This window comes from Rhizobium sp. BK377, from assembly GCF_014193935.1.
Taxonomy (GTDB): Bacteria; Pseudomonadota; Alphaproteobacteria; order Rhizobiales; family Rhizobiaceae; genus Rhizobium.
The window spans coordinates 103,145-119,290 of sequence record NZ_JACIAC010000009.1 but is presented as its reverse complement, the minus strand read 5'-3'; the positions used below and the strand labels follow the sequence as shown (position 1 = coordinate 119,290).

General features: G+C 59.3%; 15 protein-coding genes. 6 read left to right on the top strand and 9 right to left on the bottom strand.

Annotated elements, in window-relative coordinates; all coding sequences use genetic code 11:
• Window positions 1-5: 5 nt before the first annotated feature.
• Genes FHT92_RS27300 through FHT92_RS27290 form a run of 3 tightly spaced genes read left to right on the top strand, consistent with a single transcriptional unit; the run spans window position 6 to window position 3,989 of the window.
• Window positions 6-1,091, top strand: coding sequence for a glycosyltransferase family 2 protein (locus FHT92_RS27300; protein WP_183831116.1), 1,086 nt, complete (start codon window positions 6-8; stop codon window positions 1,089-1,091).
• Complete coding sequence (locus FHT92_RS27295; RefSeq protein WP_183831114.1) at window positions 1,088-2,830, top strand: ABC transporter ATP-binding protein; 1,743 nt, start codon at window positions 1,088-1,090, stop codon at window positions 2,828-2,830. Before FHT92_RS27300 ends, FHT92_RS27295 begins: the two co-directional genes overlap by 4 nt.
• Before the next feature lie 10 nt (window positions 2,831-2,840).
• Window positions 2,841-3,989 carry a glycosyltransferase family 2 protein gene (locus FHT92_RS27290; protein ID WP_183831112.1) on the top strand — a complete coding sequence of 383 codons (1,149 nt, stop codon included), beginning with the start codon at window positions 2,841-2,843 and terminating at the stop codon, window positions 3,987-3,989.
• A 3-nt stretch (window positions 3,990-3,992) separates the two neighbouring features.
• On the opposite strand, the gene FHT92_RS27285 is transcribed toward FHT92_RS27290, so the two are convergent.
• Complete coding sequence (locus tag FHT92_RS27285) at window positions 3,993-4,907, bottom strand: DMT family transporter (RefSeq protein ID WP_183831110.1); 915 nt, start codon at window positions 4,905-4,907, stop codon at window positions 3,993-3,995.
• A 298-nt stretch (window positions 4,908-5,205) separates the two neighbouring features.
• Between FHT92_RS27285 and FHT92_RS27280 the strand changes: the two genes are divergently transcribed.
• On the top strand, window positions 5,206-6,408 hold the full coding sequence (locus FHT92_RS27280; protein ID WP_183831108.1) for an ROK family transcriptional regulator: 1,203 nt from the start codon (window positions 5,206-5,208) through the stop codon (window positions 6,406-6,408).
• Window positions 6,409-6,429: 21 nt separating this feature from the next.
• On the opposite strand, the gene FHT92_RS27275 is transcribed toward FHT92_RS27280, so the two are convergent.
• Window positions 6,430-7,344, bottom strand: a complete 915-nt coding sequence (locus FHT92_RS27275; RefSeq protein WP_183831106.1) for a DMT family transporter — start codon at window positions 7,342-7,344, stop codon at window positions 6,430-6,432.
• A 277-nt stretch (window positions 7,345-7,621) separates the two neighbouring features.
• Here FHT92_RS27275 and FHT92_RS27270 point away from each other — a divergent pair, with 277 nt between their 5' ends.
• Window positions 7,622-8,419, top strand: coding sequence for a helix-turn-helix domain-containing protein (locus FHT92_RS27270; RefSeq protein ID WP_246735576.1), 798 nt, complete (start codon window positions 7,622-7,624; stop codon window positions 8,417-8,419).
• Between the two features lie 65 nt (window positions 8,420-8,484).
• On the opposite strand, the gene FHT92_RS27265 is transcribed toward FHT92_RS27270, so the two are convergent.
• A complete protein-coding gene (locus FHT92_RS27265) occupies window positions 8,485-9,300 on the bottom strand; it encodes an oxidoreductase (protein WP_183831104.1) in 816 nt (271 codons plus the stop codon).
• 89 nt (window positions 9,301-9,389) lie between these two features.
• Here FHT92_RS27265 and FHT92_RS27260 point away from each other — a divergent pair, with 89 nt between their 5' ends.
• The gene (locus FHT92_RS27260; RefSeq protein ID WP_183831102.1) at window positions 9,390-9,851 is read left to right on the top strand and encodes a helix-turn-helix domain-containing protein; all 462 of its coding nucleotides are present in this window, start codon (window positions 9,390-9,392) and stop codon (window positions 9,849-9,851) included.
• 123 nt (window positions 9,852-9,974) lie between these two features.
• On the opposite strand, the gene FHT92_RS27255 is transcribed toward FHT92_RS27260, so the two are convergent.
• From FHT92_RS27255 to FHT92_RS27230, 6 genes are read right to left on the bottom strand one after another with little or no spacing between them, the layout of a single operon-like run.
• A complete protein-coding gene (locus FHT92_RS27255; RefSeq protein ID WP_183831100.1) occupies window positions 9,975-11,996 on the bottom strand; it encodes a beta-N-acetylhexosaminidase in 2,022 nt (673 codons plus the stop codon).
• Window positions 11,997-12,026: 30 nt separating this feature from the next.
• The gene (locus tag FHT92_RS27250; protein WP_183831098.1) at window positions 12,027-12,497 is read right to left on the bottom strand and encodes a GNAT family N-acetyltransferase; all 471 of its coding nucleotides are present in this window, start codon (window positions 12,495-12,497) and stop codon (window positions 12,027-12,029) included.
• Between the two features lie 13 nt (window positions 12,498-12,510).
• Window positions 12,511-13,437, bottom strand: coding sequence for an ABC transporter ATP-binding protein (locus FHT92_RS27245; RefSeq protein ID WP_183831096.1), 927 nt, complete (start codon window positions 13,435-13,437; stop codon window positions 12,511-12,513).
• Complete coding sequence (locus FHT92_RS27240; RefSeq protein ID WP_183831094.1) at window positions 13,434-14,249, bottom strand: ABC transporter ATP-binding protein; 816 nt, start codon at window positions 14,247-14,249, stop codon at window positions 13,434-13,436. The genes FHT92_RS27245 and FHT92_RS27240 overlap by 4 nt, the downstream gene beginning before the upstream one ends.
• The gene (locus tag FHT92_RS27235) at window positions 14,246-15,148 is read right to left on the bottom strand and encodes an ABC transporter permease (RefSeq protein WP_183831092.1); all 903 of its coding nucleotides are present in this window, start codon (window positions 15,146-15,148) and stop codon (window positions 14,246-14,248) included. Before FHT92_RS27235 ends, FHT92_RS27240 begins: the two co-directional genes overlap by 4 nt.
• A complete protein-coding gene (locus tag FHT92_RS27230) occupies window positions 15,148-16,128 on the bottom strand; it encodes an ABC transporter permease (protein ID WP_183831090.1) in 981 nt (326 codons plus the stop codon). Before FHT92_RS27230 ends, FHT92_RS27235 begins: the two co-directional genes overlap by 1 nt.
• Window positions 16,129-16,146: the final 18 nt, after the last annotated feature.

Genomic DNA, 16,146 nt, shown 5'->3' with positions numbered 1-16,146 from the left:
AAGTGATGAACGCGTCCTTTCTCCCTTTGGTCACGGTGGTCATTCCGGCTTACAATGCCGAGAAAACGCTTATCGACACGCTTGAGAGCGTATCGAACCAGACCTATGAACGCCTCGAAATCATCGTGGTCGACGATGGTTCGCAGGACGGAACATACGAACTGGCAACCGAATATCGCCTTCAAGATTCCCGCGTCAGGGTCCTGAGACAAGAAAACGGCGGCGTGGCTCGCGCCCGCAACTTCGCAATCCGCGAAGCGGCCGGCAGCTATATTGCCCCAATCGATGCCGACGACCTCTGGCACCCCTGCAAGATCGAATTGCAAGTCCAAGCATTGGGGAATTTTCCCGAAGGACGAGCGGTCGCCTACAACTGGTATGCGGCAATCGACGCTGATGATGTGATATTCAATCATTCGAAGCCGGTGCTGTACAAAGGCGACGTGTTCGAAATCATGGTTTTGGAAAACTTTATCGGCAACGGCAGCACGCCGCTCATGCCTCGTGCGGATGTCCTGGCATGCGGTGGCTATGATCCGGCACTGCGTGATCAAAAGGCGGAGGGATGCGAAGATCTGAAGCTTTATCTCGCACTCGCCGAGAAGCTCCCCTTCGCTGTGGTTCCTGACTTTCTGACCGGATACCGGTTCAGTCAGGGGAACATGTCGAGCAATGCGTACCGCATGTTGAAATCCCATGCCTTGGTGATGGCAGAGGTGAAGACACGCTACCCACACCTTGCCGCAATCGCCAGCGCTGCGGAATTCGACACGGCGCGATGGTATTTCAACAGGACAATTGCTAGCGGAGACCAAGATCAGGTCAGAAAACTGGCGCCGATGATTGCCAGACGATTCCCTCTAAAACTAGCTGTCCATGCTACTAGCCTCCTCTGGCGCACGGCTAAACGTCGCGCGCGGCGACTGGCAAATCGATTGCGAAGGCATCCAACACCGTCTGCCCGCCCGACAACAGACGGGACTATGAAGATCGCACTTCCCGAAAACGGTACATCATTCCATGATCTTGCTGAAGCAGTCGCTGTCGGCAGAGCAGGTTGGTTCGCCACGCCGCGGGCGGGTGATGTATGACGACCATGCGAAGATACGTTTCCGGTAGGCCGACAGGCGCCTTCAATCTGGTCGTCGCGGCCCGTTTCCGAGAGCTTCTACAACTCGTTCCAGCGCTTCGGATGAAGACCACGATGATGATCGTAATCGGCATCCTGAGCGGCCTAATGGAAATGGTCGGAATCACCCTTCTCGTCAGCCTAGTTTTCCTTCTTGGCCAGCAGGGACCTGCTTCCGGAGCGGCAGTCAGTTTGCTTCCCGCATTTGTCGGTAAATTCGATACCGCGATCTCGAAGCCGATGCTCATCACCATCCTCGTCTGCGCCATTGTCCTCAGGATCGTGCTGGGCTTTGCCAACTCCATTATCGCGGGCACCGTCAGCCATCAGATCAGCAATCGCATCCGGCATCGTCTTTATTCAAAGATCCTGACGATCCCGTTCCAGCGCTTTCAGCATTACGAGCGCAGCGACGTGATGAATGTGATCGCCGCCGAATCGTATTCCGTCGCTTCGGCGCATGCGAGTCTTGTTCGCCTTGGGATCAATCTCGGGACCATCATTATCTTCGGCGCTGGAATGCTGGTCACGGCATGGCCGATTGCGCTGCTGGGACTCGTCTTCGGTATTGTCCACAACCTGACGCTCGGCCTGTTTGCCAATGCCTATCGACGTATCGGCGAGACCGCTCTTTCAGCAGTGGAGGATTTGGCGCAATTAACATGGACCACCCTGCAGACGTTAAAGGCGGTTAAAAGCTTCGGCCTGGAAAAACGCTACGAGCGGATTTTTGAATCCCTTTCCAAAGATGTCGGGCAAGCTATGTCCCGCTCCGACCGTTTGGACGCGGCAACGTCGCTCCTGAGCGAGGCGCTGACATTCGGCGTGATCCTGACGATCATTTTGTCCTCGCAGTTTCTTCCGGTGGATTTCCGCGCAGCATTATCGGCCACCGTTCTTCTCTACCGGCTTCAGCCGCATATCAAGGAGTTCGACTCCCAGATCCTTCGCCTTCATTCCATGGAAGCCTCCTTGCAGAACGTTCTCAAGATAATTTCCGAAGCGAACGATGCCCGACAAACTTCCGACGGGGAAGAGTTGCGACATCTGCAAGGCGAGATCGCTTTCCACGACGTTTCCTTCTTTTATGAGCCCGGTAGCGTTCCCGCTGTCAGCCATGTCAGCTTCTCGATCAGGGTCGGCGAGACGACCGCGCTGATCGGCCCAAGCGGCTCTGGCAAGACGACGATCCTCAACATGATTCTCGATCTCATCCAGCCGACGGAGGGTCGCATCACTCTCGACGGCAAGGATCTTTCGACCATCGAACGATCAAGTTGGTTGCGGCAGTTGGCCGTCTCGGGCCAGGATGTCGAACTTATGGAGGGTTCGGTCCTCGACAACATCCGCTTCCGTCGCGAGATTTCCGAAGAAGACATTCGTTGGGCAGCCGATATGGCCTGCGCGACTGAGTTTATAGAGAAATTGCCTTACGGCTTCGATGAATGGTTGGGCGATGAGGCGATAAGGCTTTCGGGCGGCCAGCGGCAGCGCATTGGCCTGGCACGTGCGCTGGCCGGACGACCGGAGATACTGCTCCTGGACGAAGCCACCAATGCGCTCGACGAGGTCACCGAGGCGCGGGTGCTTTCCCTTCTGCTTGAGGAATATCAGGGGCGAACACTTGTTATCGTCAGTCATCGATCGTCGGTCGCCAGCCTCATGAAACAACAGATCTGCCTGGTTCCGGCAGTGATATAAGGAATAATCTATGAATCGAGGAGACGCTTTTTATGCTGCTCAGCCTTTGGTTTCGGTAGTCATCCCGGCTTTTAACGCTTCCATCTATATCGAGCGCACGCTTCGATCCGCTATGCGCCAGACCTATACGGCGTTAGAGATCATTGTTGTTAATGACGGCTCCACGGACGACACGGCGAAACTGGTCGAGCAGATCGCGATAACAGATTCACGGATCCGCCTCCTGACCACCCCAAACCGCGGTGTCGCTGCTGCAAGGAATACTGGGATCGATGCATCATCAGGCCCATTCGTGGCATTTCTTGACGCCGACGATCTCTGGCACCCGACGAAAATCGAGAAGCAGGTAAACGCTCTCACTCGCTTATCCCCGCGATGGGCTGCGGTCTACGCGCTACATTATATTATCGACGAGAACGACGACATCATTCGGCCTGGTACATCCGATATCGCAAAGGGCTATATTTACGCCCGACATTTGAATTTCAAATATATCGGCAACGGAAGCGCGCTTCTCGTGCGACGGGACGTTGCGCTTGAGATAGGCGGCTTTGATAGCTCATACGCGCAAGCGGATATTGGCGGCTGCGAAGACCTTGATTTCGAACTTAAGCTTGCCGCGCGCTATTACATGGAAGCCATACCCGAACGCCTGGTGGGTTACCGGAAATATCCCGGCAATATGTCGTCCAACTACGCGCGAATGGGCCAAGGCGTTTTGGAAGTAATCAAGCGTTCGATCGCCGCAAATCCGCAGCTTCCTGGCTACGCAGCCGAAAGCGCCATCGCGCTTACTCAAAGATGGGCATTCCGGCAGTACAGAAAGGCGAGGAACCTGCGCCTTTCAATCGCGGCCGCTTGGGTGATTATTAAAAAGCCGCGTAGTTTTCTCGATTTCCTGTGGCACACTAGCCTGCGGATCATAAAGCGACTCTGTGCTGCACCCAAACCTGGAATGGTGCGTGGCAAGCAGCAATTGCATCAATCGAAATTCGACGAGAAAATCATCCTTTCGCCCATTGTTTCCCCTGAAGGGGACTCGCGTTCACCACATCTTTTAATGCGATTGACAGCGACGGATATCGAGCTCAGTTCAATCCATGAGAACGATGAAAGGCCGGAGCTCCCCAGTGGTGAAAGTCGCCATAAAATCGCGTAGCCGCTAATGCCCATCGGGCGAAACATCGGCTTTGGACGTGACTTCAGCGATGTTCTTGCGATGGAAGATGAAGAGGCCTGCGAGAACGATGATGGCGGAGCCGATCAGAATCTGCCTGTCCGGCAATTCCCCGAAGAAAATATAGCCAAGCACGATTGCCCAGAGCAACAGGCTGTATTGGAGCGGCGCAAGCAGGGAGGCCGGGGCAAGTTTCAGCGCGCGCGTGATCATCAAATGAGCGCTGCCCGCCACGATGCCGAGCGCCAGCATCGCGACGAAGTCGAGGGCGGACATGGCGCGCCAGTCGCCTACGCTTAAGATTAGACCCGTGACGAGAGCGCCGACCGTCTGCCATGTCACGAGAGTCGCATCGTTGGTTTGCCGCAGCCGGCGGCCGAGGATCAGTGTCAGCGCGAAGGAAAGGCTGCCGATCAGACCGAAGATCGACGGCCAGGATAGCATCGCCGTCGAGGGCCTGAGTGCTATCACGACGCCGACAAAGCCTGTGAAAACGGCGAGCCAGCGGCGCCAGCCGATCGTTTCGCCGAGGAAGAAGTGCGAAAGAGCGGCCACATAGATGGGACCGGCCATATAAAAGGTCATGACGTCGGCGAGCGGAAGGTAGGCGACCGCGGCATAGAAAAACGCGACATCCCCTGTCGTCAGGATCACCCGCAGGATCTGCAGGGGCACGCGCTCGACCTGAAATAGCGAGCGCGGTCCTTGCCGGGCAATCATCGGCGCAAGGATCAGAAAGGAGCCGACCGAACGGATTACCAAGACCTGACCGACCGCAAAGCTCGCCACCAGCCATTTGCCCATGGCGTCGTTGAGCGAAAACAGGAAATCTCCGAGAAGCATCAGCAGCACGCCGAAGAGTACGGTGTTTTCCGCGGTGCGGCTGATGCGCAGATTCATGATTCGTCCCAATTGGTTAGGCTTTCCGTCTGCCATAGAACTTCATCCTGGCGCCGTCGATTGCTGGCAGACGATTTTCATGACGGGTCCCTTATCATTCTCAATGAATTCGATGCCTGTCCGGTGCCGTCAACTGCATCGATCGCAGCGACGCAGCCATTAAAGTGATACTTTAAGAACCAGTGGAACGATCGGTATCAATTGTCGTGGCGATCACATTGAAAAGACTGCACACTTCTCCCCTTCCCCACGTCATTATCCTGTGGCAATGGTGATACTGGAACTCCATAAAGACACCATGAAAGCGATTTCAGGCACCAATCTCGAGCAGGCCAAGTCACACAACCGGCGTGTCGTGATTGAGGCTATCCGTACCAACGGTCCGCTGTCGCGCGCCGCGATCGCCCGTATGACCGCGCTGACGGCGCAGACGGTCTCGAACATCGTCGAGGAATTGCAGCGCTCTCATCTGCTCGTGCCGGCGAAAGCGCAGAAGCTTGCGCGCGGCCAACCGATCATTCCCTATTCGATCAACCCACACGGGGCCTATTCCGTCGGCCTCGAACTCGGCCGCCAGCGCGCCAGTGGTGTGCTGACCGATCTCTCAGGCGCCGTCTGTGCACGCATCGAACGCCATGTCGAACATCCCGATCCCGAACAGGCGATGCCTGTCCTCGGTTCCATTGTCGAGGATCTGCAGGAAGCCTTCTCCTTCGATCGCAACAGGCTGCTCGGTGTCGGCATGGCCCTGCCTGGCCGCTATGCGGAGGGAGGGGTTACGTCGCTCAGCCCGCAGAACCTGCCCGGTTGGCAGGACTTCCCCGTCGGCTACGAGCTGGAACGGCGCGTCAGGGTGCCGGTGCTTGTCGAGAACGATGCAACGGCGGCTGCCATCGGCGAGCGCCTGCATGGTGTTGCCCGCGGCTTCAGCAGCTTCGTCTATCTCTTCCTTGCGGGCGGCGGCGGCATCGGCGCCGGCATGTTTCTCGACGGGCACCTCTACAAGGGCAGCCGGCAGAATGCCGGCGAGATCGGCCACATCATCGTCGAGCCGCACGGCCGGCTCTGCAGCTGCGGCAAACGCGGCTGTCTCGACCGCTACGTGTCGCCGACTGTCGCCTATGAGTTCATGGGTATTGCGAATGCCGAAGAGCTTTTGCCGGATGAACTCGAGGCGCTGATCGCCAGAGGCGGCGAAGGTCTGGATGCCTGGCTGGATCAGGCGGTTCAGCCGCTGCGGCAGACCGTCGATTTTCTGGAACTGGCCTTCGATCCGCAGACCATCGTGCTCGGAGGAAGCATATCGACATCGCTGATGCGGCGGCTCGCCGAGCGGCTGGAGCCGCTGCACATTCCGATCGACCCCGACCAGAAACGGACGGTGCCCCGCGTCATGATCGGCATGACTGGCAAGGATACGGCGATCCTCGGTGCCGCGGCCCTGCCGGTCTTCTCCGAGACCAATCCACGTTTCGACGTTCTGCAAAAGCCGCTCGGCTAGAGAGATCGTCGACGCCGGCTCTCAACCGCCTGCCGGTAGCCTCGCGCCTGTCTGCGGCGGGCGACGGGCCAGAGGTCGCGCAAAGATGACCACGTTCCCGAGAAGCGTCAGCGCTAGGCCGATCAGGCCTAGACCGCTCCAGTGATAGCCCTCGAAGACCGTCGACAACGACAGGGCGACGATCGGGAACAGGACGGTGGCATAGGCAGCGCGTGAGGAGCCGATGCGCGACACCAGCATGAGATAGGTGGTAAAGCCGATCACCGATCCGATTGCCGCGAGATAGAGCAGAGCGGCAAGATAGGTGATGTCAGGTGGCGCCACGATGGGCGTTTGCGTCGCGGCAATCAGCAAGAGGAGGACGATCGTGCCATAGGCCATGCCCCAGGCATTGGCGGTCAGCGGTGAGATTCCGGCCGCGCTGTTTCGACGCGATGCCATATTCCCCAGAGAAAAGAACAGCGTGCCAAGCGCTGCAAGACCGATCCCTTTCAGCGTGCCCAAATCGAAATCCACGACAACCTCCTCTCCGAAAAGGAGGAGAAGGCCGGTTGCTCCGAGCGCCGCTGCGAGAAGCGTGCGGCCTGTAATGCGGTCGCCGAAAAAGAGGCGCGCATTGACCGCATTGTAGATCGTTGCGAGCGAGAAGATCACGGAGATTAGTCCTGATGGAATCGAGGCGGCGGCGTTGTAGAAACAGATGAAATTGAGGCTGAACAGGCAGAGCGCTTGCGCAAGGATGAAAGGTTGATCGCGCAAGGCGGGGAACTTGAGCCGCCGCATGACAGCCAGGATGGCGACGAGGATCACTGCTGCGACCGCAAATCTGTAAAAGACCGAGACCAAGACCGGCACCGGACCGACCTGCATCGCAATGGCGATCCAAGTCGTCCCCCATATCAGAACGGTCGCGATGAAGAGAGCGGCATTTGCCATAGACTGATCCTCGTTTTCCTAACGAGTAGGCGAACCGTGAGCAGGTCTCTTGCAGATTCTTGCTATGAAATCGATTTGCCCGGACTTCCTGCTCGCCACGCGGGCCGTCGATCAGTATTGTTCGCAAGGCGTGGCCAAGTGTGGGAAAGAATTGGTGAAAGATAGCCGCCTCTCGGTTTTCAGATTTTTGTCCGCATCTCCCAATGCGCGGATGTCACATTCCATCGATTTGGGTTTCGGGAGATCAGCTGCCATCTGGAGCAACGCACACGACAGGATGAGCTACGAGCGGCCGAACGGTCATACGTTCAGTCTTTATCTCAGGGGCGGCGCCGGAACGCGTCGTCTGGATGGCAGCCTCGACGCACGCGGCCGTCCGGGGGTGCTGTGCATCATGCCACAGGGGCACTCGTCCGAATGGGAAATCACCGACTTCTTCGAATTCGTCCACCTGTATGTTCCCGACGATCAGATGCGCCGGATGTTTGCTGAGACGTTTGACCGCGATGCTCGTCTCATGACCCTTCCCGAAGTGACCTTCGCAGATGCACCCGCCTTGTCGCACACGCTTCGGCAGATGACGAAAGCGGTGTTGGCGGGCGGTCATCTGCTGGCTGAAGAAGCGATGACACAGGCGATCAACGATTTCTTCGTTGATCCGCGTTATGGAGGGATGCGTCCTTGCGCGATCAGCGGCGGGCTCGCTCCCCATGTGCGGCGGCGGAGTCTGGACTATATCGAGGCCCATCTCGGTGAGGCGATCCGCTTGCAGGATCTGGCGGCGATCGGGCAGCTGAGTGCATTTCATTTTCAGCGGATGTTTCGGGCAAGCTACGGTGTATCCCCGCATGGCTGGGTGGCTCACCGGCGTATCGAGCGCGCCAAATCGATGTTGCGCGGCCCGGATCCAATCGCGCAGATTGCTTCGGCCTGCGGCTTCAGCAGCCAGAGCCACATGACACGGGCATTTAAGTTCGGCACAGGCGTCACACCTTCTGCCTACCGGCAACACAGTGAAGGCCCTTCGCTCGAGAAACGTTTGTTCGCTGTGGGCGGGGCGGGACGGCAGTCTTGAAGTTACCGTCCTTCTGGGGGCGAACTTTCGTTCCTGTGGTGCGCGGGAAATGCGGTAAGGCTAGCTCAACCGGGAAGCTTGTTGAATTTTCGGAGGCTCTTGTCGACGAAGGACTCGGGCAGGAAGCGACGGATGAACCGCACCTGTCCTGCTGCTTTCCCGGCCGTATAGCGTCTCTTTGGTGATGTCACATTGGCCGCCTTGACGACGGCTGCGGCAACCACCTCGGGCGCATCGCCCTTCGAAACGATCTCGCGCATCAGCTTCTCCGCACCGGCGCGCACCGCATCGTAGACGGCAAGCGGCTGGTCCGGGCGCGTAATGTTCTCTTCGAAGGATGTGCGGGTGACACCAGGTTCGACGAGCACGACGCGGATGCCTTGTGTCCGCACTTCGTGATCGAGAGATTCCGAATAGCCTTCGATCGCGTGCTTGGTCGCTGCGTAGAGCGCGTTGAAGGGCGCCGGGATCAGCCCGAGGATCGAGCTGAGATTGATGATCCGCCCCCTGCGCTGCCGCCGCATCACCGGCAACACTGCATTCGTCATTCTGATGGTGCCGAAGACGTTGACGTCGAACACGGCTTTCGCCTGCGCCGTCGTCGATTCCTCGGCGCCGCCGAGCAGGCCGATCCCGGCATTGTTAACGAGAAGATCGATTCGCCCTGCCCGGCTCAGAACCTCGTCGACGACGGCCTGTACGGATTGATCGTCGATGACATCGCAGATCAGCATGGTGATGCCGTCGGCAGTGTCGGCCATCGGCTTTCGGCTGGTGCCGAACACACGGTAACCGTCGCGCAGCAAGGCTTGCGCCGTCACCAGCCCGATGCCGGAGGAAGCCCCGGTGACCAGGGCAATACCGCGTTCTCTTTTGCTCATTGACATCTGCCTTCGTTTTGACGTGGAACATCTATGCGTATTCTGTTACTATCAAATTGATAGCAAGTCACTACTAAAAAGATATCGACATGAAAAATCTTTCGAACCAGCCTTGTCTCATCGCCCGAAGCTTGGCGCTCGTGGGCGATGCGTGGAGCATGCTGATCATGCGCGACGCCCATGCGGGACTGACTCGCTTTGATGATTTTCGAAGAAGCCTCGGCATCGCCCCGACAATGTTGACGGGTCGGCTGTCATCGCTGACTGAGGAAGGATTGCTGAAAAAACGCCGCTATTCCGAGCGTCCGCCGCGCGACGAATATGTGCTGACGGAAGCCGGCCGAGACTTCCTGCCGGTTCTGTTCGCGATCGGCGCCTGGGGGCGCAAGCACCGTGGCGGCGGCGAGATCACTCGCTTCTTCGACGCCGAGACCGGAACCGAAATCGATCCCATCACCATCGATCGCGCGACCGGCGCCCCTATTGGAACCCGTCCCATTCGCATCGCCGAACCCGGATGCGCTGCGCCGCCGCAGGATCCGCAAGGCTGAACGCCGGCGCATGCTTGCATCCGTGTCTAAGACGCTCAAGCTTGCAGCTTGAGCGTAATGTCAATGTCGAGTGCCATCCCCGTCTCCGGTGATGGCAAAATGATCCTCAATCCTGACCCGAACTTACGACTGCTGCAGCCCGTAGAGCAGCGGCATCAGCCCTGCGAGCGCCCTGAAACGCTCCCACGACTTGGACGACGGCTTCGTCCAGCCCGTTTCGGCAAGCGCGGACAGGCGCGGAAAGACGAGCCGATCGAAGACGGCGCGATCGGTCATCGGTTCCGACCAGATGCAGGCCTGAATGCCGCGAAGCTTCTGCTTCTGCGTTTCCGTCCAGCCGCCGACAGGATCGAAGGTGTAGAGCTTCTCGGCATCCGACGTGCCGGCCCAGCTGGCGCCCGGCTCGTCCCAGTCGGGCCGCAGCGCCATGTCGAGATAGTAGACCTGCCCCGGGCAGACGACGATCTCATAGCCGCGGTTGGCAAGGTCGGCCGCGACCTCGACATTGCGCCAGCTGCAGAGATAGCTCTTCGATTTGTCGATGACATCGCCATGCGCCGCCTCTTCCCAGCCGCCGGTGATGCAGCCCTTCGAGGCGAGGAAATTTTGGATGCGCTTCAGGAATTCCGCTTGCAGAAAAGCCGCACCCGAGCCGTGGATATCGTCAGCACCATGCGTGTTGGTGATCACGTTCAGGCGCTTGGCATGTGCATCGGCAACCTCGTTGCCGGCGAGCGAACGCAGCTTTTCGAGCGCCTCCGGCGAACCTGACCATGCGCCGAGCGGCACTTCGTCGGCACCGATATGGATGGTCTTGAAGGGGAAAAGCTCGATGAGTTCCGAAAAGATCGTTTCGATGACCTCATAGGTCTTTTCACGGGCAGGATTGATGCAATTGTCCGGGAAACCCTGAACCGAATAGTAGCTGCCAGCTTCCTGCGGATCGCGGAGTTCCGGTATGGCCTGCAGCATGGCGTAGCAATGGCCGGGTATGTCGATCTCCGGCACGATGTCGATGCCGAACCCTTGCGCGCAGGCGACAATCCGGTGAATGGCAGCCTTGGTATAGTAGCCGCCGGTGCGGGCCGGGCTGGAGCCGAGCAGCGGCGGCAGGGCAAGACCGTGACCGCGCCATGCGCCGATTTCGGTCAGTGCCGGATAGGCATCGATTTCGACGCGCCAGGCTTCGTCATCGGAGAGGTGCCAATGGAAACGGTTGAGCTTGTTCCAGGCCAGCACCGCCATCAGCTTCTTGATTTCGGCCTCGCCATAGAACTGGCGGGCGACATCGAGATGCAACCCGCGCCAGCCCATCGACGGTTCATCCACGATCTCGCCCGAGGCGGGGAACTGGAAGGTTCTTGGGTGCAGGCGCGCACCGCGCCAGATCTGCCCGAGCGTCACTAGGCCGTAGAGGAAACCAGCGCGACTGCTCGCCTCAACGGTAATCGCCTCGCCTTCGAAGCTCAGCCGATAGGCTTCGGGGCCGAAACCGGCAGTCTTCTTCAATCTGACGCTCAAAGCACCTTCCGCTGCAGTGCGGATGATGCCTTCGACAGCAAAGAGCTGGTCGACCAGTGCCGTAAAGCTATCGGCAGCCGCTTTTGCGTCCGGATCGTCGGCCTGGAGCGAAAACCCTGCCGGCAAGGGCTGACGAGAACTGACGGCCACGTGGTTCGGCCAGGGTATAATTGAAACTTGAACGGGCACCGTGGCAGGTACCGGAAAGGTCTCCGCGCCACGCTTCAATGGTGCATTGCTGGCGGAAGACCGCGTCGGCTCGAGCCCAAGCGAGACTGTGCTGCCGTCGGCAAAGGCCAGATAGGCGCTCGTTGCACCATCCGTCCAGTGACGGAACTGCCAACTCAATGCATGGACGGAAATCGTCCAGGTCTCGCCCCTATCGAGAACGAAGCCTTCCGGGGGATGAAATTCGGTGAAGTTCGACAGCCTTTTGGAAACCGTCGCACCCTCGACGCGACCGGCGGGATCAATCCGCCCAGGCCCGCTGACACAGAGTGAGAAGCCGGCCAGCGGTTCGGCATTGAGGTTCTTGAGCTGCAGGACATAGGAAAAATCCTTGCCCTCGGCCGGCGGGTTCCAGACTGTTTCGAGCCGCAAGGCCTGAGGTCGCGGTGTGGACATGATCGTTTCTTTCTTTTCGTACTATCGAAATCAACTCTTCAGCATGCCGGCATAGATGCCGGGGGCGGAATCAGGGATGGGAATGGCATTGACGGCTTTTTCGTAGAAGGCGGACGGGCCGACATCGCCGATGATCGCATAGCCGTAGCCCATGGTTTTCAGGTCATTGAGGCTGGCAAAGAGCAGCGCCCGACCGATGCCAAGCCCACGAAGGCTCTCGTCGACACCGGTCGGTCCGAAGAAGTCGGGTGCGGTCGCCTCGTGGCAGGAAAAGCCGACGAGCTTGCCTTCGCGCGTGGCGATGAAACAGGTTGGCGGCTGGCGCGTCATCGCAACCGTTGCCTCGCTTGCCCAGGCTTCGCCAAAATGATCGTCGATCCAGCGGATGATCAGCTTTAGTTCAGGCGGCAGTGCCCGGCGGATGGTGACGCCTGCCTTTGCCATGGCGTCGGGTGATTTTGTGTCCTGCGGAAGGGTCGACAAATTGACGAGATAATCCATGAGGACGTCCTGTTTAGCTCTGCGCGCCGAGCGTGCGCATGAAATGATTGGGACCGATCTGCTCGATCACGATGGATTCCGGGCGGCTGAGCGACCGGACGCGCTCGGCCTGTTCGAGGAAGCGTGCGCTGCCGCCGGTCACGAAGGGCCGTCCGCCGTCAGGCACTGCAGAAAGCAGCAGCTGGGTATAGGGATGACGCGGATGGGAGAGCACCGTTTCGGTATCACCCCATTCGACCATCTGGCCGGCAAACATCACGACGATCTCCTCGGCCACATGGGCCGCCGTCGCAATATCGTGGGTGATGTAAAGCATCGCCAGCTCGTTCTCCTGCTTCACCCGTGCGAGCAGATCGAGGATGTCCTTGCGGATGGAAACGTCGAGCATAGAGGTCGGCTCGTCGGCGACCAGCACGCTCGGCGCCACCGCAAGCGCGCGGGCAATATTGATGCGCTGACGCTGGCCGCCCGACAGTTCATGCGGAAACTTCTGCTTCGAGACGGCCGGATCCAGGCCGACGCTTTCCAGCAATTCCGTAATGCCATTCTCAAGGGCGCGCCGCGACGTGTTCTGGCTGTGAAGCTGCAGCGGCCGGGAAAGATGATGGCTTACGGTGAAGGCAGGGTTGAGCGACGAGAACGGATCCTGAAAGACCATCTGCACGTCCTTGCGATAAAGACGCTCGTCTTTTGCCGTCCCCTGGGCCGTCAGATCCTGCCCGTGAAAGAACAGCTTGCCGCCGGTCGGCCTGTCGAGACGCGCGATGATGCGGGCGCAGGTCGTCTTGCCGCAGCCGGATTCGCCGACGAGTGCCAGCGCGCGGCCGGGAAAGAGCGAGAAGGAGACATCCTTCAACGCATGGACCGGGCCGAACTGGCGCCTGATCTCCTCAAGCCGTATGACGGCTCCGGCCGGGGACGGATGTGCCTCGGACTTCATGCCAATGCTCCTGAAAGATCGGGCTTGCTCGGAAGCTGGGGAATGGCGTTCCAGAGCTTGCGCGTGTAGTCGTGGAGCGGCGCCTGGCTGACCTGCCTGACATCGCCGACTTCGACGAGTTCGCCCTTCAGCATGACGCCGATACGTTGGCAAAGCTGCGCCATCAGATGCAGGTCGTGGGTGATGAACAGCACCGAGAAACCGTAAGTCCGTTGCAGGTCGACGACCTGTTCGAGGATCTCGCGCTGCACGACAACATCGAGCGCAGTCGTCGGTTCGTCCATGATGATGAGCTCCGGCCTCAGCGCCAGGCAGATGGCAATGACGATGCGCTGGCGCATGCCGCCGGAAAACTGATGCGGATAGTCGCTGATGCGCTGGGGCGGTATGCCGACGAGCCGGAACATCTCCTCGCCGCGCGCCCGTGACTGCTGGCGCGAGCACCCCGTGTGCCGGTAGAGCACATCGTGGAACTGTGCCTCCACGCGCATCAAAGGATTAAGCGAGTTCATGGCGCTCTGAAAGACCATGCCGATACGCTTCCAGCGGATATTCTGCAGCTCCCGCTCCGGCATTTTGAGAAGATCCTGCCCGTCCATTCGGATGCTGCCGCCGCTGATCCAGGCTGGCGCCTTGGAAAGGCGTGTGATGGCATAGGCGATGGTGCTCTTGCCGCAGCCTGATTCACCAGCCAGCCCGAAGATCTCGCCTCGACCGATACTGAACGACACGTCCTTGACGGCGCGGAACTCGCCCTTGTCGAGCAGGTAGTCGACTTTGAGCTTTTCGACTTGCAGCAAATTTCCGCTCATCGGCCGGCCTCCAGTTGACGGTTGCGGGCACGGGTCAGGCGGAACCAGCGCGACAGCGCCGGCCCGGAGCGAAGCTGCGGATTGGCAATCTCGTCGAAGGTGAAATTGAGAAGTGCGAGGCCAAGGCCGGTCACGGCAATGCCGACCGCCGGGACACCGACATCCCACCAGGCGCCGACCATGATCGCCGAAGCGTTCTGGGCATTATAGAGCATCGTGCCCCAGGACACTTTCAGTGGATCGCCGAAGCCGAGATATTCGAGTGTCGTCTGCGCGACGATCGCATAGATGATGCTGCCGACAAGGTTGATACCGATCAGCGGCGTGAGGTTCGGCAGGATCTCCACGAAGATGATCCGCCAGGCTGGCTCGCCGATCATTTTCGATGCAGTGACGAAATCGCGATTGCGCAGCGCCATCGTCTGCGACCGTGTCATGCGGGCACCCCATGGCCACGAGGTCAGGGCAATGATCGTCATGATCGTCGTCGGCCCGACCGTGCCGGCAAAAGAGGCAAGCAGGATCAAAAGCGGCATGTTCGGAACAACGAGTACCGCGTTCGTTGCAAGATCGAGGGCGGCATCCGTCTTGCCGCCGACATAGCCGGCGACGAGGCCGATGGCGGTGCCGATCACGGTGATCGCAATGCCCGTGGCAAAGCCGATGGTGAGCGAGCTGCGCGCACCCCACACGAACTGGCGATAGACGTCGCGGCCCATCTTTGTCGTGCCAAGTACGTGCTCGATGGACGGAGACTGGTGAGAGCGGCCGACACGGGCGCCGGGTTCGCCGGGCGCGATGATCGGTGCAGATAGCGCCATGAGCCAGAGGGCGACAACAATGATGAGGCCGGCGACGGCCTTCTTCTGTCGAAGGATGGATCTCAGCGTGAAACGCATTACACAGCATCCCGCAGTCTTGGGTCGATAAACCCGTAAATGATGTCGACGAGGAAGTTGGCCCCGAGCGTTGCGAGCGTCATCAGAAGCAGTTGCCCTTGAATGACCGGATAATCGCGGGCAACGCTCGCCGTATAGAGCGTCAGGCCGAGCCCCGGATAATTGAAGACAATCTCGGTGACGATCGAACCGCCGAAGACGGCACCAAGCATGAGGGCAAGGTTTGTCAGGACAGGAAGCATGGCGTTGCGCGCGCCATAGCCGAACATCACGTTAAGATGGCTGAGACCCTTGGCGCGGGCCATCGTCACATAATCCTCACCGAGGATCGAGATCATCGACGAACGCATGGTCGTCTGGAATTCACCGATCAGGAAAGGCGAGAGCGTCAGTACCGGCAGGATGGCGTGCATCAAGACGCTGCCGGCAAAGGTGAAGTTGAACGCAGGATCGAGATTCGGGTCGTAGGCGTAACCGACCGGAAACCAGCGCAGCGAGACGCCGAAAACGAAAAGCGTCGTCAGCGCAATAATGACAGGCGGCACCGAGATCATGACGACCGACAGCGGCGAGACGATCGTGTCGAAGCGGCCACCGCGCCGCCATGCCGAGACCGCGCCGAGCACGACGCCGACGCAGAGCGAAAAGATGATGGCGGTCACGACGAGGAAAATGGTCCAGATGGTCGAGCGACCGAGAACCTGGACGACGGTCTGCGGATAGTATTTGACCGAGACGCCGAGATCGAAGGTCGCAAGCCCCTTCACATAATCGACGAATTGCAGAAGCATCGGTTGATCGACAGCTCCGAAGCGTACCTTGATCGCCTCGACGGCTGCGGGTGTGGCCCGCGGGCCGAGCTGGGCGACCATCGCATCGACGGGTGTCCCCGGCATGAGCCGGGGAAGAATGAAATTCATCACGATGGCAAACGCCAAGGCGACCGCGTAGACGCCGAGGCGCCGTCCGGAAATACGCATATCCCTACCCTCGCGGTC